This window comes from Exiguobacterium sp. s35, from assembly GCF_018617535.1.
Classification (GTDB): domain Bacteria; phylum Bacillota; class Bacilli; order Exiguobacteriales; family Exiguobacteriaceae; genus Exiguobacterium; species Exiguobacterium aestuarii.
Genome location: NZ_JACSKI010000001.1, coordinates 685335 through 711602, shown reverse-complemented (window position 1 = coordinate 711602; position 26268 = coordinate 685335). Strand labels below are relative to the sequence as shown.

At 45.5% G+C, this 26268-nt stretch carries 28 protein-coding genes and 1 tRNA gene; 12 read left to right on the top strand and 17 right to left on the bottom strand.

The genetic code is table 11. From position 1 onward, the window contains the following. Position 1 precedes the first annotated feature (1 nt). From KNO75_RS03650 to KNO75_RS03635, 4 genes are all read right to left on the bottom strand, one after another. A complete protein-coding gene (locus KNO75_RS03650; protein WP_214819834.1) occupies positions 2-940 on the bottom strand; it encodes a carbohydrate kinase family protein in 939 nt (312 codons plus the stop codon). A 107-nt stretch (positions 941-1047) separates the two neighbouring features. Continuing rightward, positions 1048-2037, bottom strand: a complete 990-nt coding sequence (locus tag KNO75_RS03645; protein ID WP_214819832.1) for a LacI family DNA-binding transcriptional regulator — start codon at positions 2035-2037, stop codon at positions 1048-1050. 47 nt (positions 2038-2084) lie between these two features. Next, a complete protein-coding gene (locus tag KNO75_RS03640) occupies positions 2085-2561 on the bottom strand; it encodes an N-acetyltransferase (RefSeq protein WP_214783163.1) in 477 nt (158 codons plus the stop codon). 87 nt (positions 2562-2648) lie between these two features. Next, complete coding sequence (locus KNO75_RS03635; protein ID WP_214819830.1) at positions 2649-3512, bottom strand: cation diffusion facilitator family transporter; 864 nt, start codon at positions 3510-3512, stop codon at positions 2649-2651. A gap of 180 nt (positions 3513-3692) precedes the next feature. Between KNO75_RS03635 and KNO75_RS03630 the strand changes: the two genes are divergently transcribed. The 6 genes from KNO75_RS03630 (at position 3693) to KNO75_RS03605 (ending at position 9078) form a co-directional block, all read left to right on the top strand. Next, on the top strand, positions 3693-4004 hold the full coding sequence (locus tag KNO75_RS03630) for a hypothetical protein (protein WP_026826028.1): 312 nt from the start codon (positions 3693-3695) through the stop codon (positions 4002-4004). Positions 4005-4043: 39 nt separating this feature from the next. Next, positions 4044-4835, top strand: coding sequence for a class I SAM-dependent methyltransferase (locus tag KNO75_RS03625; protein WP_214819828.1), 792 nt, complete (start codon positions 4044-4046; stop codon positions 4833-4835). Positions 4836-4973: 138 nt separating this feature from the next. After that, positions 4974-7367 (top strand): immune inhibitor A domain-containing protein, encoded by a 2394-nt coding sequence (locus tag KNO75_RS03620; RefSeq protein WP_214819826.1) that lies wholly within the window; start codon positions 4974-4976, stop codon positions 7365-7367. A gap of 108 nt (positions 7368-7475) precedes the next feature. Next, positions 7476-7546 (top strand) — tRNA-Thr (locus KNO75_RS03615). Positions 7547-7702: 156 nt separating this feature from the next. Then, positions 7703-8260 (top strand): hypothetical protein, encoded by a 558-nt coding sequence (locus KNO75_RS03610; RefSeq protein WP_214819824.1) that lies wholly within the window; start codon positions 7703-7705, stop codon positions 8258-8260. Between the two features lie 122 nt (positions 8261-8382). After that, positions 8383-9078: a queuosine precursor transporter gene (locus KNO75_RS03605; RefSeq protein ID WP_214795247.1), complete on the top strand. Its 696-nt coding sequence runs from the start codon at positions 8383-8385 to the stop codon at positions 9076-9078. A gap of 38 nt (positions 9079-9116) precedes the next feature. Here the strand turns inward: KNO75_RS03605 and KNO75_RS03600 are convergent, their stop codons facing one another. Next, positions 9117-9365: a hypothetical protein gene (locus KNO75_RS03600; RefSeq protein WP_214788265.1), complete on the bottom strand. Its 249-nt coding sequence runs from the start codon at positions 9363-9365 to the stop codon at positions 9117-9119. Between the two features lie 147 nt (positions 9366-9512). Between KNO75_RS03600 and KNO75_RS03595 the strand changes: the two genes are divergently transcribed. The 3 genes from KNO75_RS03595 (at position 9513) to KNO75_RS03585 (ending at position 10937) form a co-directional block, all read left to right on the top strand. Beyond that, positions 9513-9869, top strand: coding sequence for a PilZ domain-containing protein (locus KNO75_RS03595; RefSeq protein ID WP_214788268.1), 357 nt, complete (start codon positions 9513-9515; stop codon positions 9867-9869). Positions 9870-9957: 88 nt separating this feature from the next. Further along, entirely contained in the window at positions 9958-10599 is a 642-nt protein-coding gene (locus KNO75_RS03590) for a hypothetical protein (RefSeq protein WP_214819823.1), read from the top strand. A 65-nt stretch (positions 10600-10664) separates the two neighbouring features. Next, complete coding sequence (locus tag KNO75_RS03585; RefSeq protein ID WP_214788274.1) at positions 10665-10937, top strand: hypothetical protein; 273 nt, start codon at positions 10665-10667, stop codon at positions 10935-10937. 61 nt (positions 10938-10998) lie between these two features. Here the strand turns inward: KNO75_RS03585 and KNO75_RS15070 are convergent, their stop codons facing one another. Both KNO75_RS15070 and KNO75_RS03580 read right to left on the bottom strand, forming a co-directional pair. Next, positions 10999-11127, bottom strand: coding sequence for a hypothetical protein (locus tag KNO75_RS15070; RefSeq protein ID WP_260569900.1), 129 nt, complete (start codon positions 11125-11127; stop codon positions 10999-11001). Positions 11128-11187: 60 nt separating this feature from the next. After that, positions 11188-13851 carry a cation-transporting P-type ATPase gene (locus KNO75_RS03580; protein WP_214788276.1) on the bottom strand — a complete coding sequence of 888 codons (2664 nt, stop codon included), beginning with the start codon at positions 13849-13851 and terminating at the stop codon, positions 11188-11190. A 264-nt stretch (positions 13852-14115) separates the two neighbouring features. On the opposite strand from KNO75_RS03580, the gene KNO75_RS03575 reads away from it, so the two are divergent. Next, a complete protein-coding gene (locus tag KNO75_RS03575) occupies positions 14116-15150 on the top strand; it encodes a PTS sugar transporter subunit IIC (RefSeq protein WP_214745183.1) in 1035 nt (344 codons plus the stop codon). 45 nt (positions 15151-15195) lie between these two features. Here the strand turns inward: KNO75_RS03575 and KNO75_RS03570 are convergent, their stop codons facing one another. From KNO75_RS03570 to KNO75_RS03555, 4 genes are all read right to left on the bottom strand, one after another. Next, the gene (locus tag KNO75_RS03570; RefSeq protein WP_214795253.1) at positions 15196-16236 is read right to left on the bottom strand and encodes a GNAT family N-acetyltransferase; all 1041 of its coding nucleotides are present in this window, start codon (positions 16234-16236) and stop codon (positions 15196-15198) included. 215 nt (positions 16237-16451) lie between these two features. Beyond that, positions 16452-17447 (bottom strand): Gfo/Idh/MocA family oxidoreductase, encoded by a 996-nt coding sequence (locus KNO75_RS03565; RefSeq protein ID WP_214819821.1) that lies wholly within the window; start codon positions 17445-17447, stop codon positions 16452-16454. A gap of 55 nt (positions 17448-17502) precedes the next feature. Beyond that, complete coding sequence (locus KNO75_RS03560; RefSeq protein WP_214819819.1) at positions 17503-17991, bottom strand: GNAT family N-acetyltransferase; 489 nt, start codon at positions 17989-17991, stop codon at positions 17503-17505. A gap of 74 nt (positions 17992-18065) precedes the next feature. After that, positions 18066-18500 (bottom strand): OsmC family protein, encoded by a 435-nt coding sequence (locus KNO75_RS03555; protein WP_214819817.1) that lies wholly within the window; start codon positions 18498-18500, stop codon positions 18066-18068. A gap of 85 nt (positions 18501-18585) precedes the next feature. On the opposite strand from KNO75_RS03555, the gene cls reads away from it, so the two are divergent. Continuing rightward, positions 18586-20049: a cardiolipin synthase gene (gene cls / locus KNO75_RS03550; RefSeq protein ID WP_483297997.1), complete on the top strand. Its 1464-nt coding sequence runs from the start codon at positions 18586-18588 to the stop codon at positions 20047-20049. A 38-nt stretch (positions 20050-20087) separates the two neighbouring features. Here the strand turns inward: cls and KNO75_RS03545 are convergent, their stop codons facing one another. Continuing rightward, complete coding sequence (locus KNO75_RS03545; RefSeq protein ID WP_214819814.1) at positions 20088-22061, bottom strand: methyl-accepting chemotaxis protein; 1974 nt, start codon at positions 22059-22061, stop codon at positions 20088-20090. Positions 22062-22302: 241 nt separating this feature from the next. On the opposite strand from KNO75_RS03545, the gene KNO75_RS03540 reads away from it, so the two are divergent. Further along, the gene (locus KNO75_RS03540) at positions 22303-22938 is read left to right on the top strand and encodes a peroxiredoxin-like family protein (protein WP_214819812.1); all 636 of its coding nucleotides are present in this window, start codon (positions 22303-22305) and stop codon (positions 22936-22938) included. Positions 22939-23000: 62 nt separating this feature from the next. Here the strand turns inward: KNO75_RS03540 and KNO75_RS03535 are convergent, their stop codons facing one another. From KNO75_RS03535 to KNO75_RS03515, 5 genes are all read right to left on the bottom strand, one after another. Beyond that, on the bottom strand, positions 23001-23528 hold the full coding sequence (locus KNO75_RS03535) for a GNAT family N-acetyltransferase (RefSeq protein ID WP_214819810.1): 528 nt from the start codon (positions 23526-23528) through the stop codon (positions 23001-23003). 59 nt (positions 23529-23587) lie between these two features. Continuing rightward, the gene (locus KNO75_RS03530) at positions 23588-24235 is read right to left on the bottom strand and encodes an alpha/beta family hydrolase (protein ID WP_214819808.1); all 648 of its coding nucleotides are present in this window, start codon (positions 24233-24235) and stop codon (positions 23588-23590) included. Between the two features lie 9 nt (positions 24236-24244). After that, positions 24245-25000, bottom strand: a complete 756-nt coding sequence (pyrH, locus tag KNO75_RS03525; RefSeq protein WP_214819806.1) for a UMP kinase — start codon at positions 24998-25000, stop codon at positions 24245-24247. 67 nt (positions 25001-25067) lie between these two features. Then, positions 25068-25712 (bottom strand): hypothetical protein, encoded by a 645-nt coding sequence (locus tag KNO75_RS03520; protein WP_214819805.1) that lies wholly within the window; start codon positions 25710-25712, stop codon positions 25068-25070. Beyond that, positions 25657-26178 (bottom strand): GNAT family N-acetyltransferase, encoded by a 522-nt coding sequence (locus tag KNO75_RS03515; RefSeq protein WP_214788312.1) that lies wholly within the window; start codon positions 26176-26178, stop codon positions 25657-25659. The genes KNO75_RS03520 and KNO75_RS03515 overlap by 56 nt, the downstream gene beginning before the upstream one ends. Positions 26179-26268: the final 90 nt, after the last annotated feature.

Genomic DNA, 26268 nt, shown 5'->3' with positions numbered 1-26268 from the left:
TTCATTTCCCTCCTAACGTTTCATTCACAAGTTGTCGTGATGGAATTGCTGGAATAGCTCCATATGCCGTACAAGTCAATGCACCTGTGACGTTTGCATATTCAATGTCGGAACGTAAGCGCTCCGGGTCAAATCCGAGTGTCGCTAATCGATACAAATAAGCACCGACGAACGCATCTCCCGCTCCCGTCGAATCGACACTATCAATCGAGATTGAAGGAACGATTTCATGATGCGCGTTTGTCGCAATCAACGTGCCACGAGACCCTAGTGTGATCGCAATCTGTTTTGCACCTAATTGAAGTAATGACTGAACAGCATCTTCAAGTTGCTCTTCGTCGGTTAACAAGTGTGCTTCTTCTTCGCTCAATTTAATGAAGTCCGCTTCGGCGATGAAGTGTCTCGCATCTTGTTTAAATTGCTCGAGGTCCGTGATCAATGCTTCCCGATAGTTCGGGTCGAATGAGATGAACAAGCCATCCCGTTTTGCAAATTGCAATAATTTGAAGTACGCGTCTTTCAGTTTTCCGTCTAGTAATGCTGTCGCTGAACCGAAATGAATGAGATCTCCTTTTTGAATCAATGACAAATCGATGGATTCAAACGCATAATCTCCGTCACTTCCGCGTCGGAACGTGAAATCTCGTTCCCCGTCCTCTTGAATCGACACAAATGCGAATGTCGTATCCCCCGCTTCCACGAGGTTGTCCGTGTCGACGCCATTGTCCGTCAATGTCTGTTTTAAAAAGAGACCGAACGGGTCACTCCCGACTTGACCGAGGAAACTGGATTGTCCTCCATGCTTACTGACGACTGCCGCAACATTCGCAGGTGCGCCACCTGCTTTTTTGACGAACGTCGTTCCGTTGACGAGGTCGCTCGAAGCATCCTCGCACACCCAGTCAATCAGTAGTTCGCCGATACAATGTACGGTGTTCATATCGTCCACCTCCATAAATCATATAAGTTCTTTACAAGATTGGTACCGGTTCCAATTTAGAATAAAAAATGTTGCGGAACCGGTTCCGCAACACAAATGTAAACGATTTATTTTATCTTGTCAACGCTCTCGCGCACTTTTAATTCAAAAATTGTGAACGTTTTCATCGGGACGTCGTCACCATGTAAAAGTTGTAGCATCATGTCAGCCGACTTTGCCCCGGTTCGTCGATACGGGAGATGGACGGTAGTAATGGATGGGTGTAGAACTTCCGTGAAATCATAACCGCCAAAACCACTAACTGAGACATCATTTGGAACTGAAATGCCTTGATTCGCTAGGCCCTTTAATACACCAAGGGCAATATTGTCTGTTGCACAAATAATGAGTGAGGTCGATCCAATCTGTTTCGCCAATTGTTCTCCGAGTGGAATGGCATCCTCGATTTTAAACGTTGTCTGAACGACTGTGACACGTGCATCCGCCTCATGAAGCGCCTTCAAAAATCCATCACGTCGATCTTGTCCGACTGCGATATCTGTCTCCGAAACACCGACGTAGACGACGTCCCGATGACCCCATTTCGTAAACTCACTACCGAGGGCATATGCGGCTTCATAGTCCGGATAGACGAGACTGTGCACGATGTCATGCTGTTGACCAATCAACAACACCGGAATTTGAATCGTCTCTATTGCTTCGAGGTGACGGTCGGTGACAGTCGTCCCGAGCCAAATGATGCCTGCGACTTTTTGTTTGGCGAGGTTGTATAATTGTTCAATCTCTCGTTCGGTCTGTTGCGCTGTGTTGACGACGAGCATCTGATAGCCTTGTTCTGTCAATCGTTCATCAATTCCCATCATTGTACGCGAGGCAGCGTAAGAATCAAGTCGCGGAACGATGACCCCAATCATTTTCGTCTGTTTTGATTTGAGACTTTGGGCGAATTGATTCGGTTCATAATTGGTTTCCCGGATGACCCGATCGAGCTTTTCTCTCGTCGCCTTCCCTACCGACCCACCGTTCAAATAGCGGGAGACTGTACTCTTTGCGACTCCTGCGAGCTCAGCGATATCTTTAATGGTGACCTGCTTCATCCTTACCCCTCCATATGAAAAAAGCTGACGTGCGAGACGCCGTCAGCTTAATGGTTTACTACATATCGTTTCTTGAAATTTAAATAATATAGACCGTTTCGCTTTTCAAATCCGTTTTGAACGAGCACTTGATGCATTTCTTGTTGATGTGGACTTGTCGGTGGAATACCGGCGCGAACTGTTTGTCCATCCATCAATTTTGAGTCCAACAAGGCGAGACGTAAACCTTCCGTCGCATATCCCTTATTTTTGTATGCATCGAACACCATCAGGTCAAGTTGGTAAACTCGGGCAAGCTTGAGTAACAACACTTTACCGACAAGTTTGTCATCGACCATCAAGTCGTAATAAAAGTCTTCTCCGTAACTATGCTCTTCTGCATGATAAAGTTGCTCCGTACCCATTTCTTCGAGAATTCCTTTCAACTCTTCAGCAGAAACGCCATATGAGTTTTCTCCATATTTCTGAAAGTGTTCATATTCGATCTCATCAATCTGGCGAATAGGTTGACGCACGATGTTCATCCCGTGCCCTCCTTAACTAGTAGTTCAATATCTGTCTGCGCTTATTATAAACGAATCCAATCATGAAGCGCAAAAGATAACCGAACGTCAAATCGGCTCAATATGAATATGAACCGAATCGACCGCATGCTGCTCATCTAGTTTTCGTTCGATCTCATCACATAATTCATGGGCCGCGTCCACGGTCAAATCTCCATCAACTGCAATCGTCACATCGAGCATCACGTGATTTCCTAGATGACGCCCCTTAATTTCCCGAACTTCTTTCACACGTTCAAATTGTTCAATCGTTTCCTCATAAGACTCGACGAGGTGTGGAGGGAATCCGTCAGAAAGCTGATGGGTTGCATCTAAAAAGATTTGAACCGCTGTCCGGATGATCATGCCGGCAATAACAATTGCCAAGACCGTGTCCATCCAAGGCAGTTGGAAATAAGCGAATAGCACACCAAGTGTGGCTCCAACTGAAATCATCGCATCGGCCAAGTTGTCTTTCGCCGCAGCTTTAAGTGCCAATGACTTTGTTTTCTTCGCGAGGTTCAAGTTGAAGCGATACACCCCGAACATGACGAGCGCACTGGCGAACGCGACGACCGCAGCTAGCGGGTTCGGTTCTGCATATTCTCCCCCGATTAAATTCGACAGACTATTAAAGAAGACGAAAATACCGACCGCAATCATGATCAATGAAGCGATGAGTGCAGAGATTGTCTCCATCTTCGCGTGACCATATTTATGCTCGGCATCCCGTGGTAACGCCGCAACCCGAATTCCGATATAGACGGCGACCGACGCGATAATATCCGTCGTATTGTTGAATCCATCGGCTAAAACTGCCTCAGACTCATATAAGTATCCGAAGAACACTTTTAATATAGATAAGATCAAATATGCCGTGATCGACACAATCGCTCCCTTGAGCGCTTTTGGTGGATGATTTGTAGTCTCCATCCGCCCACCTCCTTATTAGCTCAGTTAGTATAGCAGGTGAACTTCGTGTGGGTATAGAGAAACAATGTTTCTTATACTCAAAATAAATGGAATATATTCCCGGTAGTTTCGTTTAACAAATTTTATGGTAAAGTAAACAGGAAGAGACCTTAGGGTTAAACCGCAAAAGAGGTGAAACAGATGTTTACAGAACGAGATGGAATCAAATTACGATTGGAACAAATTGACAGATTACTAGTGGATTTGAATCGTGAGGCGAAACAATTGATGGCGCGCCTTCGCGAGTTAGATGCCTCTGGAGAAAATCCGCATGAAGTATCTTTGAAACCTGAAGAACGTGATACGTTGAAATCGTCAATCGACGAGACGCTTGAAGCGCTTCAAAGCCGTTCAAAACGTCCAGTGAACGTGAACGATGAGAAGAAGAAAGAACTCGCTTCTCATAAAGCACTGATCGATGAACTATCAGACTTACTCAGTAAGAAAAAATGAGACGCCTCTGCGTCTCATTTTTTGTGAAGGAGCCCTACTATGTATATCGTAACCACTTGCTTACGTCCGACAGATGAAGTGTTATCTCGGGCGCATGCTCATGCCGCAGAATACAATATGAAGTTTGTGGATCGACGCAAACATTCCATCGACGAACTGAAAAAGCGCCATCACCAGGACGTACTTGTATTTGACAAGAGACGCGTCGAGTACACACCACTTCACAGTACAGAACCATTCTTTTTTCACCCTTCTAGCTCGGTCTTTCGGGTGAAACAACTCAGTCGTGGTGGAACCGATCCGCTCATTGACGCTTTACAAACCAAACCAGGTGATCAAATTTTAGATTGTACGCTCGGATTAGGTTCGGACAGCATCGTCATGAGCCACACTGTGGGTCCCACTGGAAAAATCGTTGGACTCGAAAGCCAATTCATTACGGCACAGCTCGTTCGGGAGGGCCTAACCGTTTGGGTCGAGAAAGATGAACAAGTCAATGAGGCAATGCGCCGCATTGAGGTCGTCCATGCCAATTCTCTCGAATATTTGAAATCGTGTGCGGAAAATGCATTCGACTGTATTTACTTCGATCCGATGTTCGAAAAGACGATTTCAGAATCGGTTCATCTGAACCCACTTCGCTCAATCGCCGACACTTCCCCGCTCTCGCAAGAGCTGATGGACGAAGCAAAACGAGTAGCAAAAAAACGAATTGTCCTGAAGGCCCATTTTGAGAGCGATGCCTTCGAACGCTATGGATTTACTCACATTAAGCGAAAAACATCGAAGTTCCATTACGGATATATCGACCTGGAGTCTAAGACTATTTAGTTCATATTGACTAAATAGGTCTTTAGACTCTTTTTCTGGTTATTATTTTCTGAATATTGACATTAATCAGACATAAACGGTACATTTACAACAAGCTCACACATTTTCCCATTATTTTTTAACAGGAGGTTCATACAAATGAAAAAACGTTCCATCCGTCGAACGACGCTCGCGGCTCTCATGACGTCTGCCATGACAGTCAGCATCGTTCCGGCTGCTGGTGCTGCACCGCTATCGGTTGCACCATCTGTGCCGACAACGAGCGAGCTCGCTCCGTTCGACCACAACATCATCGATGAAGAGCGTCTCGCAAAAGCACTCGAGAAACGCGGTGTCATCAAAAAAGGATTGTCAGCATCTGAACGCATGAAAGCGGTCGACGCATACATCGCGAAAAAACAAGGTGAAGCCAAAGATCCACATAAACATGACGACGAATTGAATGAGAAAGCTTCAAAAGCAAAAGAGAAGATACATACTCAATTCGAAAAAGAAACAGAACGCATTCTCGACAAAGCGAAAAAAGGACAAGCGAACTACCGTAAAGGAAAACCGAACGGTCAAGTGAAGGTTTCTCCGGCACAACAATCGGCATATAACGGGTCGGTTCGTGAAGACAAAGTCCTCGTCCTTCTCGTCGAGTATAGCGACTTCAAACACAATAACATTATTCAAGAAGCCGGCTATATGTATAGTGACAACTTCAGTAAAGAGCACTATGAGAACTATATGTTTGGTGACCAACCATTTGAACTCTTCAACGGAGAAAAGGTTCAAACGTTCAAACAATATTATGAAGAACAGTCGGGTGGCAGTTATACGGTCGACGGTGAAGTTTCAGAATGGCTAAGCGTTCCTGGAACTGCGAAAGACTACGGCGCTGACCGCTCAACAGGCGGTCATGACAATGCTGGCCCTGGTCCACGTCAACTCGTCAAAGATGCATTGAACGCTGCGGTCGCATCCGGAGTCGACCTTGCAGAGCATGACCAATACGATCTTTACGACTTAGATGGCGACGGTGACTTCAATGAGCCGGACGGCCTCGTCGACCACTTGATGATCATCCACGCTGGTACTGGTCAAGAAGCTGGTGGCGGTGCACTTGGTGACGACGCAGTATGGTCACACCGTTGGGTTCTCAATGGCGTTTATCCGGTAGCCAACACAGAAGCTGCAGTTCCATACTGGGGCGGAAAAATGGCTGCGTACGATTACACGATTCAACCTGAAGATGGCGCAGTCGGCGTCTTCGCACACGAATTTGGTCATGACCTCGGTCTTCCAGATGAGTACGATACACAATACACAGGTCAAGGTGAGCCAGTACAATCATGGTCAATCATGAGTGGCGGTAGCTGGGCTGGTAAAGTCGCTGGTACGGAACCAACAAGCTTCTCTCCACAAAACAAAGAGTACTTCCAAAAAATCATGGGTGGAAACTGGGCTAATATTACAGAAGTCGATCTTGAAGATATCAACTCTCAAGGGTTTGTCTCACAACTCGACCAATCGGTAACGAAGTCGAACAACCCAGGAATCGTCAAAGTCAACCTTCCTGATAAGAAGATTAAAGGGATCGAACCGGCTTATGGCGAGCGCTACTATTACTCGACTAAAGGTGACGACATCCATACAGAGATGGCAACACCTAGCGTGAAACTCGGTGCGGATGGCGTCCTCACATTCGATTCATTCTACGAAGTCGAATCAGATTATGATTACTTGTACATTAAAGCTGTAAGTGGTGGTAAAGAAGTCGTACTCGATGTATTCGGTGACGACATCAACGGCGAGAACGAAGCTGGATACCCTGCTGAGACAACGAACGGTGCATGGGTCAACAAATCATATGACCTCTCACAATTCGCTGGACAAGATGTTCAAATCGTATTTGAGTACGTGACAGACGGCGGCGTCGCAATGAAAGGCTTCGCAGTCGACAACTTGTCAATCAAGTCAGAGTCAGCAACACTCTTCGCTGATGATGCGGAAGGTGCTGAAGCCGTGACACTCGATGGATTCGTCAACTCAGACGGATACGATTCGAAACCGCACTACTACTACCTTGAATGGCGTAACCATGCCGGATCGGATATGGGTCTTCTCAACGGTCGTGGCGTGAAATACAACACAGGTCTTGTTGTGTGGTATGGTGATGACTCTTACACTGACAACTGGGTCGGTGTCCACCCTGGTGAAGGTTTCCTCGGTGTCGTCGACTCTCACCCTGAAGCTCTCATCGGAAACTTGAACGGTCAAGAAACGGTAGCTGGTAGCACACGTTACCAAATCGCTGACGCTGCGTTCAGTCTCGATAAGACACTCGCTTGGTACATCGATTCACCAAGTCGTGGTGTGTATGACTACAAAGCACAAGCTGGCGTGAAGCAGTTCAATGATGCGAATTCGTACATCAACTCACTCATCCCAGATGCAGGACGTAAACTTCCGCAATACGGACTCGTCGTTGACGTTGTCGGTGAAGCGAAAGACAACTCTGCAGGTGCTGTTTGGATCCGCACAAAATAATTATTTACCCTTTGACCTCCAGTCTTCTAAGTAAAGAAGATTGGAGGTCTTATTATTCTGAAAAAGCTTGAAAAACGCGAGTGACCTGTGTAACATAGTTGGTGTAACGCCTCTGTAGGTTAGTGGCAGACCTCAGCAATGGTAATGCTGCAGCACGAGTTCGATTCTCGTCGGAGGCATCAAACATACCGCTCAACGAAGCGGTTTAGAGCACTTCCTGTTTATGACAGGAGGTGCTTTTTTTAACTTCCCTTCCCTATATCGTTTTTGATGAACATTCTAACGACAATCAATGGTACAATTTGGATTACCATATCTTTTACAGGAGGGTTTCGATGAAACGAGCACTTGGAATAGGCACCGTCATGATTTTATTAGCAGCTTGTTCGCCTAGTCCTAATCAGGACTCAAAACCTGAACCAGTTACAGAAAACACCATAGAAACATCAGAAGAAACCGTCGAAGAATTAACTCTATTTTTTAAAGGCGAACCAACCCAAGAAGAAATTGATATCTTCTGGGGATACTTACGATCAGAAAGTAGTGATGTGCTCGCCACATTCGCTGACGGATCAGAAAGTCTTTGGGCATGTAAAGCTACATGTGAGAACCCTGACTCGACTGAATCCATCGACCTACAAAATCGTTTGGATCAAACCACTACTAACGTCGAAGAATTACGAGTTGGGCTCGAACACTTAAAACAATTCGACATCAATCATATTCAACACGTTGAAATCGATTCCGTCCTTCGATCATTAACCTATTCGCAAGACGTGATCAAGCACTTCAAAGAAACGAAGCATCAGTTGACTTGGAGAGAACAAGCAGACGTGCTCGGGAGCGCATTTAGTATTGTAAAAGGTTTGAACATCGAACTGAGCGGAGTATAACTGCGTTCGTATCGCATGGATCATATATCAGCCTGAGCGTACATCACCTTGACATCATTTCCGTTCCTCTATAAACTTGAAAAGTTGAAATCATTGAATAGTTAGAGGAAGGAGCATGATTCATGCTAAACGAATGGTTATGGATTCCTTCTGCCATCCTTACACTCGGTCTTCTCGTCCTCAGTTACAAATTGTTTGGACGGGTCGGATTATATGCTTGGATTGCGATGGCTTCGGTCGTCGCAAATATTCAAGTCACACAACAGATTGTAATTGGCGGATACATTTTTACGCTTGGTAACATCGTCTACGGTTCGCTCTATTTAGCGACTGACATTTTGAACGAAAAACACGGACGAGCTGCGGCTCGAAAAGGGGTATGGCTCGGGTTCTTCATTTTGATCGTTTCGACTGTACTTATGCAGTACGCCCTATTATATGAACCGTTCGAAGAAGCGCTCTTCATGCACGAAAGTTTTGAGGCACTCTTCTCGATGCTTCCGTTGATCACGCTCGGTAGCCTTGCTGCTTACCTCGTCTCGCAATTGTTTGACGTCTTCGTCTACTCGAAGATTCGCGCCAAAACGGGCGAGAAAAAACTTTGGCTCAGAACGACAGGTTCGACTGTGCTCTCACAATTAATTGATACGTTCACATTCTGTATCATCGCTTTCTGGGGAATGGATTGGGAGATTTGGTGGAATATCTTCATTACGACGTACGTGGCGAAGTTCGTGATTGCTTGGATGGCGACACCGTTCATGTATTATGCGAAACGTACGAATCCGCAAGATGAAGCCGAACAACATGCAGCATAAAACAAGCCGTAACTTCAATTTTGAAGTTACGGCTTTTATCATGGTCGTTCTATTTGGATACGAACAGCATACGGACGGGCTTCTTCAATCGATGCCGACTCACGACAGACGGTGATGGCTTTGAACGGATCAATGGCGACCGCTTCGATCGTTTGATCGTTCGTTTCGACTTCAAGAATCGTATAGACAGGCAAACGCTCGAGTTTAACCCACTCCCCGTTACGTTTTTTTTCATAGATGACTGGTGTTTGAATCGAGTAACGTCGGAGTAAATCATGTACATTCATCTGATCTCCTCCCTATTCAAATCGTACACCTATTATAGAAAGCGTTTTCATATTTGTAAAGCGAGCTTACTTTTAGATTATACATATTTCCTCTTCATTTCGAATCGTAAATGTCCGATATAAAGAATAGAGAAATGGGGTGAATTGATGCGTTATCGCAGACAGGAAACTTTTCGCTATATTCTACCAAATCCCCGTACGATCCCTTATCGACTCGTTTGGGAAGAGAAAGAACTTTATGACGGAGAGGGACTTCTTTTGAATGTGAGCTCCCATGGACTGAAGTTGCGATCAGATTATCTTTTCCCGCTTTCCGATGATTTACAGGTCCACTTCGTCCTCGATCTCGTTCCGACCCTCCAACCTATTGAACTGGTCGGTCATGTCAGACATCGCAGCCAATTAGGGTCATTGTATGATTATGGTATTTTACTGGATGCCAAAATGGACGAAACTCAGCAACTCGTCACGATGATTAAAATGTATGCACGTGAAAATAAATGAGAACATGCGCCATTGCATCTTCTCATTTTTTCGTGTTTCCAAAAGAGGGTATACTACTATTATGACTATCATTGGGCGAGGTGTTCGTATGACAAGAAAATTTCTATTAATCCCATGGGGCGTGGCCATTGCATTGGCTATTTTTGGCCCGAACGTACCGTTTGACGGGCGATTCTTACTTGATTTTATAACGTATAACACGGATGCCTATGAAGGCTATTCGCTCTCTTTATTCAGCATTTTAGGTGTGTTCCCGTTAGCAATGTTCCCACTTCTTTGGTCAGAAGTGAACCAGCTCAAACCGAATCCACTCATTGCTGCCATCAGTAGCTTTTTCGTTGGTGGCTTCTTACTCGCTCCCTATTTGGCGTTCGCAAGACAATCACCTTATCCGACTCCCGTCAAACCGCTTCCGACCCGTATTCTTGGCGTCGTCTTGCTAATAGTGACGATTGGATTGTTCATCGCTGCCGCGAATACCGGGAATGTTGCAGAATATTGGTCGTATGTGGAGAATAATCAGTTTGTCCGAACGATGACCGTCGATTTCTTCTTGTTGGCATTTATTCAGATCACGTTAATGAACCGCGATGCGAAACGATATAAGATGAGCCTTTGGCCGCTTCCATACATTCCACTGTTCGGCTTGATTTTCTGGCTCATGATCCGTCATCAAAAACCTTTTAACGAAGCACCACCAAAACGTGAACGCGCCGAAATGAAACATTGATTTCCCATTTTGTCTTTTAACCCGTTATACTAGATATTAGTTTTGTATTTAAAGGAGATCATCACATGCGCTATTTTCAGGTCACGTCTTATGTGACTGTTAAAAATGAAGAACTTGTCTTAAATGAGTATGTAAAAGTGCCCAATCAAAAAGTAGATCAATTTTTAAAAGAAACGTTAGAGCTTGATCTGTATGATGATCAAGTCTCGTTACGTGAATGCGTTGTTGGGAAAGGGAAGTGGGAATGTCCTGTCGGTGACTTTGTCATCACGGAGCATACCGATGAAAAGAAATTTAATCGTCTGCAAAACAGCCGTTCCTCTAAAACGAATAAGTAATCTCGACATGAAAAACCTCCTCGTCTATTAGACGGGGAGGTTTTTATCATAAACATGGCGTTTATTCATCCGATTCTTCTTCGGGATTTGGATCAGGATGTTGGGTCGGAGCCGGTTTTTGTGCCGGATTCGATTCATCATCTGGTAGCGGGTCTGGGTGAACCCCTGGTTGTGATTCATCTCGTTTCATCGTATCCCTCCTTCATCTTTACTCCATCAGTTTATCCGTTTTCCTCATTCATGAAACGTATCAGTGTATGTTTTGATTCCCAATCACTCGTCTTGAGATCGCTTTTTCAATCTCAACGATGATAAACACGACTGCCCCAAACGCTACCGGGTAAATCCAATCCTCTAACGTAAGTGGTGCAGTTCCGAACAACGTGTGCATGAACGGAACGTACGTGATGAACAGTTGAAGAGCGATAAGCAACCCAGATACGAGAAACGCGATCTTATTATCGAAGAAACGACGATTAAATGCAGGTACCAATTCTGTTCGACAATTATACAAGTGGAACAACTGTGCCATAACGATCGCATTTAAGGTGATTGTTTGTAATTTTTCGGTCGAGTAATCGAAATCACCAAGCATGTAGTTAATCCATAAACTACCGCCCCCAATCAAGATTGACACAAACGTGACACGGAAGATGTAATATCGGCTGAGAAGCGGTACGTTGGCCGGTCTTGGAGGTCGCTTCATCGTGCTCTCCTCTAACGGTTCAAAGGCAATTGCCAATGACAAGGTAATCGCGACGACCATGTTGACCCATAAGATTTGAACAGGGCTGAGCGGAGCTGCTGCCCCGAGTAAGATACTCATCGCAACGAGTAATGCCTGTCCTCCGTTCGTAGGAAGCAAGAAAAGGATTGTTTTCTTCAGGTTGTCGTATACGCGGCGACCTTCCCGGACAGCATTGTAGATTGTTTTAAAGTTATCATCGACAAGAACCATCTGAGACGCTTCTTTTGCAACTTCTGTCCCTTTGATTCCCATCGCCACCCCGATATCGGCACGTTTCAATGCAGGAGCGTCATTCACGCCGTCTCCTGTCATCGAGGTAATCAACCCGTTCTCTTGTAACCCTTTAACGAGTCGAAGTTTATCGTTCGGGCTCGTTCGGGCGAACACGTCATTATGAATCGATGCCTCTTTGATTTCTTCATCAGACATATCGGTCAGCTCTCGACCTTCGAGAGCCCCTTCTACTTCCATACCGAGCTCTTTCGCGATGGCGACAGCCGTGTCCTTATGGTCACCTGTAATCATTTTAATGCGGATTCCAGCATCACGACATGCGGCGACTGCGTCAATCGCCTCTTGACGTGGCGGATCGACGATACCGAACAAACCGAGGAAAGTCAGACCATCTTCAACGTCCTCATGATCAATGGATTGTTTCGAACTGTCGACACGCTTCAATCCGGCACCGAGGACGCGCTGACCGCGGTCGGCAATCTCTTTTCGCTTTTCATCCCAATACTCTTGTTTGAAACCGTCTGTTGTCGCCATATCAAACAGGCGATCAGGTGCCCCCTTGACGAAAATCATCCGCTCCCCTTTATAATCGACGAGCGTCGCCATGTATTTGTATTCAGAATCGAACGGGATTTTGGAGATGACTTTAAGACGCTCGATCGGGCGCTCCGCTTTCTCAGCGACGGTCAATAAACACGCCTCGGTCGGGTCCCCATTGATAACCCAATCCCCATCTTCTTCGTTCAACTGTGCATCGTTACACGTCTTCCCGACCGTCAAGAGGTCAATCATCGACTCATCGTCATCTAAATCAAACGGTTGACCGTTCAATTCCAAGTCTCCGTTCGGTGCATACCCGCTACCTGACACTTCAATGTCATGTTTCGCCGTCACGATTTGTTTGACGGTCATCTCGTTTTTCGTCAACGTTCCGGTCTTATCGGTACAGATGACAGATACTGCGCCTAACGTCTCAACAGATGGTAGGCTTCGAACAATCGCTTTTTGTTCAGCCATATTCCGGACTCCGAGCGCCAATATAATGGAAATGACGGCTGGTAATCCTTCTGGAATCGCTGCGACGGCTAGACCAATCGTCGTCAACATAAGTTCGACTGGTTCATAATCTCGCAAGAAATAACCGAATGCATAAATAATGACAGAGATAATTAGGATGGCGATGGAGACCGTCTGTCCAAACTTCGTCGTTTGACGAATGAGCGGCGTCTTCACGGTTTGCACTTCTGAAATGGACGCATTGATCTGACCTAGTTCAGTGCCTTCTCCGATTGCTGTGACAATCGCTTTGGCACTTCCTGTCGCCACACTCGTTCCCGAATAGACCATGTTTTTTCGATCAGCGAGTACGGCTTCTTCTTTAACAACGTCTGGCTTTTTCTCGACCGTCGTGGCTTCACCCGTCAATGCGGATTCCTCCACTTTGAATTTTTCTGCCTGAACGACCCGTGCATCAGCTGGCACTTTATCACCGGCAGCGAGCACGAGAACGTCTCCGACCACAAGATCACTTGAGTCAATCTCGGATTGTTTACCGTCACGAATGACGGTCGCTTTCGTTTCCAACAACTTTTTGATTCCTTCTAGCGCTTCCTCAGCTTTGTTCTCTTGAAGATAACCGACAACACCGATTACCGTGACGACTAAGACGATAACAATCGTATCGATATATTCGCCAAGAAAACCGGTGACAACTGCCGCTCCTAAAAGGACATAAACGAGGATATCATTGAACTGTCTTAAAAATTTTATGATTTCAGGCGTCTTCTCCTTTTCAGGTAGGACGTTCTTACCGAACTCCTCCTGCCGATTGGTGACCGTTTGCTTCGAGAGACCTGACTCGACATCCGTCTCCACATGGGACTGAACTTCGTCTACCTCAAGTGCATGCCACTCCCTATCTGCATTCTGCATGTTCTTTCCTCCTCGACCAATACTTTATGAAAACATCTATCCCCTATCTGTTCCCAATCTGATGCGGCTCGACACGTCCAAACTTGTATAATTGATGTCATTTTTCAAAGAAAACGCTCCCATGATTTTTTGTTTCTTCATGTAAACGGTATCATGAATCAATTTTGATTTTTCTGATGAAAATGGCTTTACAGAAGTCTTTCAATCATTGAATATAGAAGAAATTATGAATGAATACAGATAGATAGAAAGAAGGAAGAGTTTATGGTCATTATTCAAGGAATTGCACTTTTACTGCTCATCCTCGCCTTGTTCACACTTTTCAGTTACAAGGCGCCATTCGGAATGAAAGCGATGGGCGCATTGGCAGGTGCGGCAATCGCAAGCTTCCTCGTCGAAGCATTCAACGCATATGCCATCGGCGGATTACTGCCACTCCCTTTATATGAAGAAGTCGGGCAGGCAGCCGGTTCATTATCTGGTCCTGCTGCCGCGGCACTCGTTGCCATCGCACTCGGAATCAACCCCGTCTATAGCTTAATGATCGGATTATCCGTGTCTGGTTTCGGGATCCTTCCTGGATTTTTCGCAGGATATATCCTGGCTCTGGCTGGCACACGAATCAATCGCTATCTTCCGACAGGTGTCGATATGATTTTCTACGTCATCGTGATGGCACCGCTCGCACGTCTCGTCGCTACTGGCGTGGACCCACTGGTTTCAAATACACTTGCACAAATCGGTGCAGTCATCGAACTCGCCGCGACGCAAAACCCGGTCGTCATGGGACTCGTTCTCGGTGGAATCGTTACTGTCGTGTCGACGTCACCTCTCAGCTCAATGGCTTTGACGGCGATGCTCGGATTGACAGGTGTGCCGATGGCGATTGCCGCTCTCGCGTTGACTGCATCCATTTCGATGAACTACCTGTTGTTCCGTCAACTGAAAATCGGTACGAAAAAAGACCAGCTTTCTGTAGCCATTGAACCGTTGACACAGGCCGACCTCATCTCGGCGAATCCAATCCCAATCTATAGTGTGAACTTTGTAGGGGGTGCAATCGCAGGATTGATTGTAGCGATGACCGGTATGATCAATGATGCGCCCGGGTCGGCTGCGGGTATTCCTGGTCTACTCGTCATGTATGGCTTCAACGACTGGCAGACCGTCACACTGACAGCTGTTGTTTTATTCATCCTCGGAATCGGATTCGGATTGATTGGAAGTCGACTCTTTAAAAACTTCCCGATTGTCCGTCATACGGAAAAAGTTGAATCAACAGAAGAAGATGCCGCATAAAAAAATCGATGCACGCTCGAACGGTTTGTTCAGCGGCATCGATTTTTATTTTGCTTTCGGAAGTGGGGCCTCTATTCTGACAGGGGTGCGATAGATTGGGAAATAATCAGATAATCCATGCAATTGAATGTGCTTTGCATTTAATTGCTGATAAACCTGTTCGTTGAATACAAATTGACCAATGTAGTAAGGAAGCGGCTCATCTCCGGAAAAACTCAATTTAAAGTCATAGAGTGCATCTTGACCGGCGGCCCCTCCTCCGAGATGCAGATGAAGTTTACCCTTTTCACCCGCACGACGAATCATTTCACTGAATAGGAAATGGTTAGGACGGAGAGGTAAATAGTCTTTGAGAGACCCTCCTAAGTGGTAGTTTGCTCCCTCGTCACCATATAAGACTAATACTCCTGCAATCACGGTATTTTCAAAAACTGCAAATAGAAACTCGGTTTCGAATGATTCGCTCGTCAGTAACTGAGTGAAATAAGAATCAGGATAATAGTAGTCTTCAATTGCATCCCGACGATTCATGGTCGCCTCATAAAGATGCATAAATGTGTGAATGTCAGATGCGTCACCACGCACAACAGTCAACTGTTCACGGATGGCTCGTTTCACGTTTCGTTTCGTCATTTTATGGAACCGCTCAGTCAAGTATTCATACGGTTCATCTAGTTGGACATGGACAGTCTTTCGTACTGGAACTGCTCTCCCGAATGTTTCCATAATGACCTCATCAATTCTTAATGGATGATAACGAATCGTTTCGGTCACCGTTTTCTCGTTCTCCTTACGTTTAATGAAATGTTGCCTTGCGACTTTCACTTCATCATCTGTGAACGTTCCAACACGAAACGGACCACCATATCCGTAAGCTGTTACAAGATCATCATATTTTTCATTGATTCGGCGACGGATATATGGATATACAAGCATCCCTTTCGATGTGATGGCAAGAAACAGCTCTGGTGAGTCGTTCGATTCACAATTCACGTTGACATAATCAAAATGATCATACGCATCGCATGTTGTTAGATCCAACCATTTTTCCCATTCCATTTGGTCTTTGATGATTTTGAATTCCATCATCTCATCCCCTTTTCAGTAAGTGATTTCCATAACCACTTTTCCCATTAAAGGATGAGCACACCAGTGAAGAATTTAACTTTTTGTTGTTAACAATCAATATCCGTTTAAAGTAATTTACGAAATAAATATCGTTATTTCTTTTTACGTTTTTGTTCAAAAAAAGAACGAACTCACACTCAGGCGAATTCGTTCTTTTAGAAATCTTATGGAAATCAATCTACTGACATCACTTGACCCGTCTCGGACGATTGTCGAGCGAGTTCGATCATTTGCGTCGTGAGTGCCGCATCTTTTAATGATACGACAGGTTGCCGTGTCTGATAGCTTTCGGCTAATTGTTGATAATACATCAAATAGTCACCTTTCTCGACTTGAATTGTTTCGACCTCATCCGTCGATAAGATCCCAGTCTCTAACACGTCACTCGTAAACTGTCCTTGCTTCAGTGCCTCTTCCTGAGGATCAAGTCCGAACTTCACGAAACTACCTTTCGTTCCATGGACTTCGAACCGCGGAGTTTCTCCAGCGATGAATGGATTCGAGCGAAGATAAACTCGCTTCTCTCCATAATAGAATGTCACATAGAATCCGTCGTCAGACTGTCCACCCTCGCGTTGAATCATCACATCCGCTTGAATCTTGTCAGGTTTTCCGAACAAGGCGAGCGTCTGATCGATGAGATGACTTCCTAAGTCAAACAAAATCCCTGATCCCGGACCTGCATTTTCACGCCAACGATCCCGTACGTTCGGTCGGAAACGATCAAAACGGGATTCAATCACTTTCCACTCCCCTAACATATTTGAATCAAGCAATGACTGAATGGTTAAGAAATCACCGTCATAACGCCGGTTTTGATAGACGTTGACGATGCCTTTCGACTCCGCTTCGAGGGTCATCAACTCAGATCCTTCTGCCGTGGTCAGAAATGCGGGTTTTTCAACCAACACGTCTTTCCCAGCTTTGAGGCAGGCAATAATCATCTCTTTATGTAAATGTGATGGTGTGGTAATGACATACAAAGAAGCATCTGTTTGAAGCGCCTCGTCTAATGTCGCATACACCGTGGCACCTGGTAATTCAGCCTTTACTTCATCCGGACGTGATGACACGACACCGCTCACATCGAATGAATCAATTGTCTTTAAAAACGGCAGATGGAATGTGTTCGCTGAAAATCCAAACCCTACCAAAATGGTTTTAATCATGAAAACTCCTCCTTTTCGCTTTTATCATTGTATCAAAAAAAGGGTCCAAAGACCCTTATGCACTCATGCTCTCATCTAATCTGTATTCGAACGTATTGTACCCGTTTCGTGAATCGACAAAGACGAAACCAAAACGTGGATAATAACTATTTAGAAATTCATTGTCAGCGACACAATCGAGACGAATTGGTTCATCTTCATCGGCTTCCTCTAGTACATGCTCCATGAGCTGCTGACCGACGCCGCGACCTTTCAGCTTTTCGCTGACGACGATTCGATGGATATATTGTCCACGCTCACTGTCGTCCCATAAGTTATCATCCCAGGCGTCTGGAGGTAACAATGCGATTGAAGCTAAAATTTGTTGGTCATCTTCAAAGACATAAACACTGCCTTCTGCAATGTCAGTGCGCACACGCTCTACGAGGTCCTGTTCCAAATATTCGGTCCATTGGTCGCTTCCTTGTTCATTTAGCGCTACGGCTCGTTGTTCGATTAGGTTCGCGATGTTGTTGGCATCGCGCTTCGTCGCGAGTCGAATCATAACGTCCTCCTTTAGTTATACAGTATTTGAAATACAAATATAACGGAGAACTGATTGCCTTTCAACCATCTTGCTCACTGCTGAAGTTCAAACACAGTGACTTCGCCATCGTTCAATTGATAGCTGTAAGTTAAAGTGGCGTTGAGACTGTGTGAAACAGAACAATAGCGTTCAACAGATAGTTCAATCGCGCGTCGCACCCGTTCTTCCGACATGTCGCCTTTCAGAATATACAAGATGTGAATGGCTGTAAAGCGTTTTGGATGATCGATTGCCCGAACCCCGTCGATTTTCATCTCGAACGATTCTAGCGGTTGACGCATCTTATGCAAAATGGAGACGATATCGATCCCTGTGCATGACGCGGTAGCGTGAAGTAACATCTCTGTCGGACGAGGTCCAGTGTCGAGACCGCCCACGTCCTCGGATGCGTCAAGTGTCACTGTGTGCCCCGACGGCGTATGTGTCTCAAATGCCATACCTTGCTTCCATACGACTTCCATGTTCATTGTCTTCTCCCCCTATTTCATTTGATAGCAACCTATTCCCGCATTTGATGTATGATTAAGCTACAAATCGATTTTTAAGGGGTGTATGTTGTTGGATTGGTCCATTATTTTCAGTTGGGGGCTATATATCGTCCTCGGGTTAAACTTATTGTTCGCACTCGCCGTCATTTTTGCCGAAAGACGTGACGTTGGCGCGACCTGGGCCTGGTTGCTTGTCCTATTTTTCTTGCCGGTGCTCGGTTTTATCATTTACCTGTTCCTCGGACGACAACTCAAAAAGGATAACTTCTACAATTTGAGTGTGGAAGAACGCTCTTTTCATTCGCTACAAGTGGAAGCACAGCTCGAACAGATTCACACACGTCAGACGCAACTTGCGCAACCACTGTTCGAAAAGTATGATCAACTGCTTCAAATGAATTTGCGCTCTTCAAAATCTTTGATTAGTGTACATAACCGTTCCCTCATCTTACATGACGGCGAACAAAAGTTTAAAGCGTTGATGGATGATATTCGCTCCGCCGAAACCGAAATCAACATCCAGTACTATATCATCCAGCGCGATGCTCTTGGACAAGCTCTTTTAAAGGAATTGATTGAACGAGCGAAAGCAGGTGTCAAAGTTCGGCTTCTTTACGACGCGGTCGGTTCTCGCAGTCTCCGTAATTCAGACTTTAAAGAGTTGATTGCGAATGACGGGGAGGTACGTGTCTTCTTCCCACCGACGCTCGGAATGATCAACTTTAAGTTAAACAACCGAAATCACCGAAAAGTCGTCATCATTGATGGGAAGATCGGCTATGTCGGTGGCTTTAATGTCGGGACCGAATATCTCGGACTCGTTGAGAAGTTCGGATACTGGCGCGACACCCATTTGCGTGTTGAAGGAGACGTCGTCTATAATCTTCAACACCGATTCATCCTGGACTGGAATTACTCAGGTCACCGCAAGCATGATCCGGAAAATACGTTCTGCTTTGCGAGACATGAGATCAAGGACAACTCCCCGATGCAAATCGTCACGAGCGGTCCGAACTCGGATACGGAACATTTAAAAAATATGATGATTAAAATGATCATGTCGGCGAAACGACGGGTCGTCATCCAAACCCCTTACTTCATACCTGATACGAGTTTTATGGATGCATGTAAAATGGCACTCAACTCCGGCGTTCAAATGGACATCATGATCCCAGGAAAACCGGACCACCCGTTCGTCATGTGGGCATCGCTCTCCTTCCTCGGAGAATTGCTCGACTATGGGGCGAATGTCTATCTGTATGATGAAGGTTTTCTTCACGCGAAGACGCTCGTCGTCGATGATGAGATTGCGACGGTCGGAACGACGAATTTGGATGCCCGAAGCTTTCGTCTCAACTTTGAAGTCAACGCAGTCATTTATGATGAACGCGTCGCCCTCGAACTTGTTTCCTTATTTGAGACAGACACTGCAGTCAGTCGAACGTATGCGATGGAAGACTATGAAAAGCGAAAATGGACGGTTCGCTTACGCGAAGGGGTCTCACGACTCCTCAGTCCGATTCTATAAGAAAGAAGCAGAGCTGAACGCTCTGCTTCTTTGTCATTTTATAACTTGAATCGTGAGACAAGGTCCTGTAGTTCCTCTGCCATCGTCGCAAGTGCTTTCGCCGATTGTGACACCTCTTCAATCGATTTCAATTGATCATCTGTCGTTGCTGCGACTTGCTTAGAGGTACTCGAGTTCTCGTCGGCGATGTCCGCGATTTGAGATGCAGTCGCCGCCACTTCCTGAACGTTCGCTGCAATCTCCTCGACAGTTGCCGTCACGTCTTCGATTCTCGGGGTCATAGCGACTGTCCGCTCTTTAATTTTCTCAAATCGGTCTGCCGTCATTTCTGAAGAAATCAGTCCGGCTTTCGTGTGGGTAGATACTTCTTGCATCAAATGAACGGATTGCTCCGTTTCCTGTTTAATACGATCAATCAATGCCGCAATTTGTTTCGTTGACTGTTGGGACTGCTCCGCAAGTTTCCGAACCTCGCTCGCGACGACGGCGAATCCTTTCCCGTTCTCGCCAGCCCGCGCCGCTTCAATCGCTGCGTTCAATGCGAGCAGGTTCGTCTGTTCCGCAATCCCGTTGATGACCGAGACGATTTCGCCGATTTCACTCGAGCGATGTGCCAACGATTGAATGACGCCTTCAAACGTCACGACTGATGCATCAATTGCCTGCATCTGCTTGACGTTCTCTCTCACTGTCGTCGACCCATCTTCCGCTTCATTTGACGTCTCGCGTGATAGTTCAGACACGTCCATCGAGCTCTCTGAGATACGCATAATTCCGGATGTGATGGCTTGTAGCGATGTCGCATTGTCATCAAGTTGACGTTTTGAACCATCGGCACTGACCGCCATCTGATCGACCGCACGAGCAATCTGTTCTGACGCAGCGGTATTGTGTGCGGAGTTTGCCATCAATTCCTGCGAAGATGCCGCGACTTGACTGATTGAATCGTCTAGACGTAGCAACACCATCCGTAGTGAGGCACTCATCTCATTGAAACTTTCGGATACACGCCCAATCTCATCGTTCGACAATACTTGTATCGGTTCAGTCAAATCTCCTGACTTAATTCGTTCTGCGCCTTCGGTCAATAAGCGCAATGGGCGTAAAATCGACCGGAGCACGAAGTACAAGAGCACCGCTGCCACACCGAACATACCGACGATGACGAATACGGTCGTCCAAAGAATACCGACAGTCTCGTCTTGAATCTCACCGTCATAAAGTGTACCTGTGATTTTCCATCCAGTGAGTGGGTTCGTCACGAACGCTTTCTCGACACCCTCTCCGTTCTCCTCTACTGATAGAATTCCCTCATCTGTTGCAAATAATGACTCTGTCGAAGCCTCGGTAGACTTTTCTCCGACTTCAATCGATGGATGAATGACGACTTGTTGTGCCTCATCAAAGATCGCCACATATCCTTCCTGACCGATTTGAATACTCGATGCGACGTCAGCAATATCATTTACGTCTACGTCAACCGCAACGACACCACGACCGTCCGCTGTCTTTTTTGAGACCGTGATCATCATTTTCTGAGAGGCGGCGTCGACGTAGGGATTCGTGATGGCGACCTCTTGCCCACTTGCCTCTGCCGCCTCATACCAAGGACGGGTACGGGGATCATACCCTTCAGGCAATTCCTGTTCAGGATAAATCGTCATCGCCCCCGCTGCTGATGCAAAATAAATGTTCGTCACTTTTGGATGTGTTTCTAAATACTCCGTGAACTTTTCTGCTAACGCCTGATTTTCTTCACCTTCTTCATAGATAGAAGCATCGAGCCGATTGGAGAAGAATGAAATGTCCGTTTGAATCGGCGCAATTAAATTTGTCACTTCGTTGTTCATCCGGTCTACTCCCGAATTGGCAGACTGGATCATTTGTGACTCAATCTTTTGCTTTGCCTGCGCGTATGCGACGACCCCGATCAATGTCGCCGGAATGAGCAATAATAAGACTGATAAGACAATCAATTTTTGTTTGATGCTGATGGTACGTTTCTGTCTCATAAAACATCTCCTTACCCCGAATAGAATGTTGAAGAAGGATCGGTCTGATAGACCGAACACTCCTTTCGTTACCTACAATATCGGTTAGGAAAAATAGATGTTGATCATTGATTGAATTATTCGAAAATTATTTTTCGGAACCTGAAATGGAGTTTCACTCCAAGAATCAATATAGAAAGAAATCATTATATTCGCAATCTGTATTTTATTCAGTTAACATATCGGAAAAGGGGGCAAAAGCATGAATACATTATTGGAAGAAATTAAAGCGTACAAAAATCAATTCAAGCAAAAAGCACCGGCCGAAAAGCAGCGATTGATGGCACAAGCGACGCAAGAATTGAAAGATTCAGGGATTGCATCGGGACTAACCGTCGGTGATCAAGCGCCAATGTTTGAATTGCCTCATGCAGACGGTACAAACGTCGGCTTGAAGGCACTTCTCGAGAAAGGACCTGTCATCGTCACGTTTTATCGTGGTGGATGGTGCCCATACTGCAACCTCGAACTTCGAGCGTATCAGCGTGAATTAGTAAAAATTGAGGAAAAGGGTGCCACACTCGTGGCAATCAGCCCAGAGACACCGGACTACTCACTATCTACGAAAGAGAAGAATGAGCTCGATTTTTACGTGTTGAGCGACGTGGATAATCAAGTCGCACGTCAATTTGACCTCGTCTTTGATATGCCCGATTATTTGATTGAGATTTATGAAGCATCTGGTCTCCACGTCGATGCACATAACGGCAATGAGGATTGGCAGCTTCCGAAGCCAGCGACGTTTATCATTCAACCAGATGGCACGATTTCATTCAGTGATGTGCCCGCTGACTATACAGAACGTGTCGACCCGAAAACGGTCGTTGAGAAACTATAAACGAAAAAGGAGGTGACATGTGTCATCTCCTTTTCTTGTACCATTTTTTACTGATTGTCTTATCACTTCTTGAATTCCTCTTGTAGTATTCCATACACCATGCTATCGGTCCATTCATTTTTATTCCAATAGTCCTTCAAGAAATGAGCTTCTTTTCTCATTCCAATTCGCTCGCATAATTTTTGGGAAGCGACATTCCTTGCATCAAGATTGGCTTGTATTCGATGTATGTTGAACTCGTTAAACAACTCTTTGACCAATCCTCTCACTGCTTCAGTAGCGAACCCTTTCCCAGAGTGAGAATCAGCGAAGCAATAGCCAATCTCGACAGTTTCTTTCATTCCCGTATACCAAACCGTGAGATCCCCGATCACTTCATCTTGAAGGACAACCGCCAAATTCAATGGACTTGTTTCGGTAAGGGTAGAATTGGTCAATTTTTTAGCAAACGCTTCATTCATATTCTCAGAAGTCCAAGGGTCATGTAAGAGATATCTACACACGTCAGGATTTTTATAAATATCAAATGTAGCATACAGATCGTCCTTCTTGAATGGTCTGATTTCTAGACGTTCAGTGGTAAATTCCATATCGATTCCCCCTTGCAAATCGTCGTGAGTATCGTAAGAATACTCACAACCTAATAACTTTATGGTATAACGACAAATTCCTCAACGCGTTTGAGAAGTGTTTCGAGTAAGCGTAGTGACCGGTATGTGTCTCCTGTGTACTCGAGACTATGGTTCATCTGCTCGACAATCTCGAGTTCAGTCAATGCCTCATGCTCAAGATTCTTGATTCGTTCAAGTATGTAGTGTTGGTCTTCCGTACCCATGAGAACGAGCTGTTTTCCCTCATGAGACAAGATCGCTTCGTATACGTCATTTCGTTTCAACAACGGTGTCAACCAGACCAGTTCGGCGTCGCGAAACACATGACGGCCACGTTCACTCGTCATCGCAATCGTACCGAGCGATTTTCCGATGATTATGTATTTATTAAAGGAATGGGATTGTAGCAGTTGATCGATGACGAGCCGAACATCGTTAACAATCGCCACTGATACATCGACTGAATCATACCGCTCATCCCGATAGTTGTAGTTGACCTCAAGGACGTTCAATCCATTCTCTAAACAAAGCGCTGTCGTATAGCGAAACATCGGGGAATCATTTGTATATCCGTATCCCGGCAACAAGATCACGAGGGTGTCGGATGACGAATCAGGCTGCAGGAACGAATACGAGACAGGTATTCCGTTTGTCCCGACGACTTGACCATCTGTTACTTCATGCATATCGTCCCCTCAATTCTGCAAAAGTTGCGTGTCATGGTGATGAATCATCGTTCCAATGGTCTCTCCTTGGAGAATTCGTTGAATCGCATTCCGCTCCTTGAAATCGAACAAGTGAATCGGCAATCCGTGATCCCTTGCGAGTAGTAACGCTGATTGGTCCATCACTTTCAAATCATGGGAGATGACGTCGTTATAGTGAAGGGTTTCATATTGACGAGCCGCTGCATCCAATCGTGGGTCTCGATCAAATACGCCAGAAACACCGTTCTTTGCGACGAACAAGGCATCACACCCCACTTCGATGGCTCGCTGAACGGCCGGATAGTCTGAAGAAACGAACGGTTGACCGTTACCGCCTGCGAAAATGACGATATATCCTTTTTTCAAATGATTGATTGCACGAAGTTGAATGTATGGCTCGGCAACGCTTGGCATTGGAATCGACGTCATGACGCGTACTTCTCGATTGGTATCTCGTTTCAAGATGCCCCGCAACATCAATGAGTTCATGACTGTCCCGAGCGTCCCGATGCTGTCAGCTTCCACTCGATTGATGCCCCACGCTTCTGCTTGATTCCCTCGGAAGAGGTTGCCCCCGCCGACCATGACGCAAACTTCAACCCCACTCTTTGCGAGTGACAATATTTCCTTTGCAATCAGGCTGAGACTCATTTCATCAAAATTTTCCGTTCCATCACCGGCTAGAGCAGCTCCACTTAACTTGATGCATATTTTTTGGTGCTTCAAAGTCTCCCAACCCTTCATTTGGAATTTTTTGTTCAATTCAGTATAGAAGAGTTTAAATAATGGAACAACACTATTTTTAATTGATTCATGAGCACATTTCTTTATATTCCTGATAAGACTCCTCGAACATATAAAGTCCACCGATTTCTTCATCAATGAACGAATATAGAGAAATTTCAAAGTCATGGAGTGATGATTCATTAAGACACTCTTTTACTCTTAGCAAACCTTCTCTTACGTACAGTTTTCCCTTTTCAATATTATCGTTTGAGATATAGTACCGTCCAAGACAAAGATAGTAACGAGGAAATTCTGGGTACTCCGTTATCGCTTTTAACAGATACGATTCATACTGTTCTGGATGTTCGAATTCATGTAGATTGGCCATTGAATAGTAGAGGATCCCTTTTGACTTAGCATCCATTTTATTCAGCATCGACTCGATCTCTTCAATCTTTGCTTCGTCTAATACTGGATAGACGAAAGTTGATTCAAGATATACGCCGAGGGCGAAGAAAATCGAATGCTCCGGAAACTTATCAAATGCTTCGAATAAGTGTTTAGAGGCACTCTCATAGTCTTCTTCCGGCGTATCCATTTCAGCACTAATCTCACAAATCAAACAGTGACAATGTACAGAAAAAAGACCGTAGAACACCCTACGGTCTGTAAGCTCAGGCTCCCATAATCGAATCATGCCGGGTCGTTTCCCAGCCGTACGCCACTTCACGGAGTAACAACTCCCCGAACTCCCGATCCTTTTGGTCGATGACTTGCCCTTGTTTCCGCTCATAAAATGTGCGGAACGGATTCATCTCAAGCGCCCAAATCAAAAGTCCCGCTTCGCACATCGACTGCACGGCGTGCTCAAGGAGAGCGGACCCGATTCCGTTCCCTTGATGATTCTCCAAAATATAAATGGCATACACTTCGTTCGTGTGGTCCGGGTACTCACCCGTACGCTCTTCTCCGTAAAGGACGAAGCCTACAATCTCATCATCCACAGTCGCCACAAAGCCGGCTACTTCCTGTTGACGAAGCGCTGTCCGCAACCGTTCTGCCCATTCGATGGAACCGGACGATACTTTTAGCAAATATTCAGTCGGCACGATCCCCCGATAGGTCGTTCGCCATCCGTTCACACGCACTCTCGCAATCCCATACACATCATCTGGTTTGGCGACCCGAATGTCCAATGTGACCCCCTCCTAACCCGAAGCTTTACAAATAGTTTACCACAAATCCCCAACTTGCAATCCGAGATTATGTGAATTTTCATCGTTCTT